1 protein-coding gene is annotated in these 4,411 nt (G+C 71.5%); it reads right to left on the reverse strand.

Going from position 1 to position 4,411, the window contains the following annotated elements; genetic code table 11:
• Positions 1–194: 194 nt before the first annotated feature.
• Positions 195–4,331 carry an FxSxx-COOH system tetratricopeptide repeat protein gene (fxsT, locus tag ACYVE9_RS17105; protein WP_461028735.1) on the reverse strand — a complete coding sequence of 1,379 codons (4,137 nt, stop codon included), beginning with the start codon at positions 4,329–4,331 and terminating at the stop codon, positions 195–197.
• Positions 4,332–4,411: the final 80 nt, after the last annotated feature.

Raw genomic sequence — 4,411 nt, forward strand, 5'->3', positions numbered from 1 at the left:
TGTGGCGGTCGATGGGCACGCGGAACGGGCGCTCGCCCGACCCGGTCGCGGTGGCGGAGTGGATCGGCCGCTCCCCGCGTCTGCTCACCGCACCCCCACCCCGCCCCGCCGCCGCCCCGGACCGGCCGGTGGGACGGCCGGGACCGGACTGACCCGTCGGGACTGACCTACCGGGCGGGTGGCGGCGTTCCGGCTCAGAGCGGCATGGGGTCGATGTCGCAGTTCGCGGGGCTGCCGCCGGCCGCGGCGACGGTGCCCGGGTGATCCGGGCCGAGGATCCGCTCGTACCGGGCGAGGGTGTCCTCGTACAGCGTGTCCGCCTCGGTGCCGCCGCCCGTCATGCGCAGGCCCAGGGTGAGGTTGAGGGCCGTCGCCAGCGAAGCCGGGTGGTCGTCACCGAGCCGGGCCCGGCACTGCTCCAGCGAGCGCTTGCTGGTGTCCACCGAGCGCTGCGCCTCCCCCAACTCGTAGTAGTCCGCCGCGAGATTGCTGCCGCACACCAGGGTGTTCGGGTGGTCCGCGCCCAGCCGCTCCTTCAGCATGCCCTGCAACTGCTCGTTCAACTGCCGTGCGCTGTCGGTGCGGCCGAGCATGCGCAGGCACACGGCGTGGTTGACCTGGGCGGCGAGGGCGTGCGGATGGTCCGCCCCGAACAGGCGCTGGTACCCCTTGACGCCCTGCTCGCTGAGCTCCAGGGCCCGGTGCAGGTCACCGCTGTGCCGCACGTCCACCGCGTGTGCGAGCAGCGCGGCCAGGGTGTTCGGGTAGTTGTCGCCGTAGCGGGTCCGGAACAGCGTCAGCGCCTTGGCCGACAGCTCCAGCGCCACCTCGTGGCGGCCGGCGCGCCGCTCCGTCACCGCCAGGCCCTTGTAACTGGCCATGGTGTTGAAGTTGGTCGGCCCGAAGGTGTACTCGTACCGGTTCGACACCTCACGCTGCTGGTCGCGGGCCGCGATGTAGTTGCCCGCCTCCTGGAGGTCCAGCGCGACGGCGGCGAGCGTCGACAACGTGGAGAGCGTGTCCTCGCCGAGTTCCTCGACCTTGCGACGGTACGTGTCCTGGTCCAGCTCCAGCGCCTCGTCGAAGTTGCCGATCAGCCGCAGGCTCAGCGCCATGCGGTGGGCGACGTTCAGCGTGGACAGGTCGTTGAGCCCGAACAGCCGCCGGTGCGTCTCCAGGATCTCCCGGTCGATCTGCAACGCCATGGTGAAGTCACCGCGCAGTCGCAGGTCCCAGGCGATGGTGCTGGTGACCTCCAGCGTGGACTCGTGTTCCTCGCCCAGTGCTTCCCGCATCACCTGCTGGGTGCGCCGGTCCAGTTCGAAGGCGTCCCGGTACTGGCCCAGAATGCGCAGCGTGTTGGCGTACAACTGGGCGGCGGCCAGGGTGTGCTCGTCGTTCTTCCCCAAATCCCGCTGCCAACTGCGGTAGGTGCGTTCGGCGAGATCCCTGGAACCCTCGTGGTCACCCCAGGAGTACATGTACTGGATTTCGTTCAGCACCAGTTGGCGCACCCACGGGTCCGCCGAATCCACCGCCCGGCTGTTGAGCACGTGCGGCAGCAGATCGCCGTAACGCTGCCACTGGTGGGAAGCGGTGGGCTCACCCGGGTCGCCGTTGGCGAGCAACCGGTGGGCTCCGTTGCGCATCTGCGTCTTCAACGACTCCGGCATCTGGTTGATCAGCACGCGCTGCACCAGGCGGTGGAGCTGAATGGTGTTGGTGCTGTGGCTGATCCTGGCCAGCGCGTACCGGTTGATCTCCCGAATGGCCCGGCCGAGGCGAATCGGGTCGTTGAGCGCGGCAGCCAACTCGGGCGGCACCGGCGCGTCCCGGACCCCGGTGAGCAGTTTCCGGGAGATCGGCTCCGGCGCGAAGAAAGCGCACACCTGGAGCAGTTGCAACGCGGCCGGGTGGTTCTTCGCCAGTCTCTCCAGGGAGACGTTCCACGCGGCGGCGACCGACAGCGGGTAGTCCGGCGGCGGATCGCTCAGCATCAACTCGGCGGCCTGCTGCTCGAAGAGACGCAGGTACTCGTCGGCGGGCATGCCGGTCTCGGCCAGCCAGACCGCCGCCTGCTCCACGCCGAGCGGCAAGTCGCCCAGGGTCTCGGCCAGCCGGTCGGCCGTGGCGTCGTCGAGGTCGGGGGCACGCAGCTGGAGGAGCTGCCGACTCTCCTCGCGGGTGAAGACGTCCACTTCCAAGGGGCGCGCGGCGGTCGCCCACTGCGCGTTGCGAGAGGTCACGAGAATGCGTCCTGGGCCGTTTGTGGGGAAGAACTCGCGGACGGTTTCCGGATTCTCCGCATTGTCGAAAACAAGCAGCCAGTTGCTGTGCGGCCTGCCGACGCGGAGCGCCTCTATCACCGCGGGAACCGCGGTGTTCGCCTCACCGCCGCCGATGTCCAGATCGAGCCGCCGCGCGAGATCCACCAGCACCTGCCGGATCTGCTGCGGCTGCTCCGCCGGAATCCACCAGACCACGTTGTACTCGTGCATATGACGGTAGACGTACTCCACCGCCAACTGCGACTTGCCCACCCCGCCCATTCCCTGCAACGCTTCGGGCAGCACCGCGGTGGTGCCTTCCTGAAGACGCGCGTGGAGATTCTCCAGAAGCTGACCGCGACCGGTGAAAGCGCGATTTCGCGGGGGCACATTTCCCCAGACGGGCGGTGGTTTCCGCAGCCCCTCGTCTTGCGCCTTGGCAGAGGCGGGCTGCACACCACTCACGGACACGTTCCCTCCATCTCCGAGCGCGTCGGCGTCTCCTGTCTCCCCGTCGAAGGCGAAAGGCAACGCGGGCGCGCCGAAATTATCACTCTCGGTATGAGATGCGTCATTGGCGGCGCTTGTTTCGGCTGACTGGCGGACAAGTTCCGCCGATGCTGTGGTGTACTCGGCGCCGTCCAGCGCGGAGAACGCGGAAATGGCGGGGTGGAGCCAGTGCCGCGCCCGTTCGGCGATGGACAGTCGGGCAGCCTGGCCGGGATCGGCCACCAGGCTGCTCACCAGACGTAACGACTGACCGGCGCTGCCGGGCACGATGCGGCCCAGGTGATCGAACGCCACCCGCAACGCCCGCCCGGTCTCCCGGCGGGTGCCCTCGGCCAGCAGTTCCTGCCGCACCCCGTCCTCGAACTCCCACTCGATGCGCGCCGCGGCGGGCACCGGTTCGGGCTCGGCCGGCTCCTCGGCGGGCAGCAGCAGACCGCTGATCAGCAGCTCCGCCAGGTGCCAGGTGCGGGCCTCCGGCAGCAGTTCGGCCCGGATGACCTGGAGCATCGTGAGGTTGAGCGGAGTCGCCGCGTACAGCCGAGCCAGGTGGTAGGCGGTCGGCGACAGCTGCGCCCGCATCCTGCGCACCCGGTCACCGGCCGCCATCGGCCGCCCGGGCGCGTCCCCCCGCTGCCCCTGCCCCTCGGCCGCCGGCAGCACCGGTCCGCACGCGGCGGAGACGCTCAGCACCCGCGCCACGTACTCCGCCGGCCGCTCGGTCGCGGTGAACCGCGCCCATCCGGTGAGCGCCTCGGCGTCCAGTTCCAGCACCGGCACCGGGATCGCCGACGGCCCGTCCGGGCATCCCGCGCCGACCGGCGACGCCCCGCGGAACGCGGCCAGCACGTCGTCCTCCTCCCACGTCCACCGGGAGTTGGGCGCCGCAGGACCGGGCGACCGCAACCGGGCACGGGAGGGAAGCACCGGCAGCCGCGTCCACAGGTGTTCGGGCAGCACGTTCAGCACCGCCACCGGCGCGTCCGCCGCCCAGGCCGCGAGCTGCCGGTGCGCGCTGCCGTCGGCCCAGCGGGGGCCGTGGGTGTCGGACAGCACCAGGACCAGGTGCCGGCCGTCCCGGCTGGGCAGCACCGGTCCCCGGTCGCCCTCCGCCCAGTCGTGGACCCGCACGTCCCGGAACGCCCCGGAGCCGGCGAGCACGGTGGCGAACTGCTCCGCCGTGCTCGACCACAGCGCCATCGCGCCCCCGGACTCGACCACCAGCGACACCGTCAGCCAGCGTTCCCGGGCCGGTACCAGGACCGGCGCCCAGAAGCCCGCCTCGCACGTGGCCTCCGCCGTCGCCTCCTCGTCGAGCACCTCGGCGGTCCGGGAGTCCACCCGCCGCCTCAGCAGCCGCACGGCCCGCTCCACCGCCCGCGGTTGGTCCAGCGCGGCACCAGCGTCCCGGTCATGGCCGGCGTACCGTCCGACGCCCGCGCGGGCTCGTGCCCCCGTCCGCCACCGGCGCACGCCCGGCACTTGGTATGCCTCGGCGGGCGCGACCCACAGGTCACCCGACGGCTCCCCGGGATCGGTCGGGCTTCCGCCGGCCACGGCCCGGTACGCGTCCGCCCCTCCGCCGTGCCCGTCCCTGTCGCCGTCGCCTTCGCCGGGGGCCGGGTGGGACGGGAAGC

This window comes from Streptomyces sparsus, from assembly GCF_054776295.1.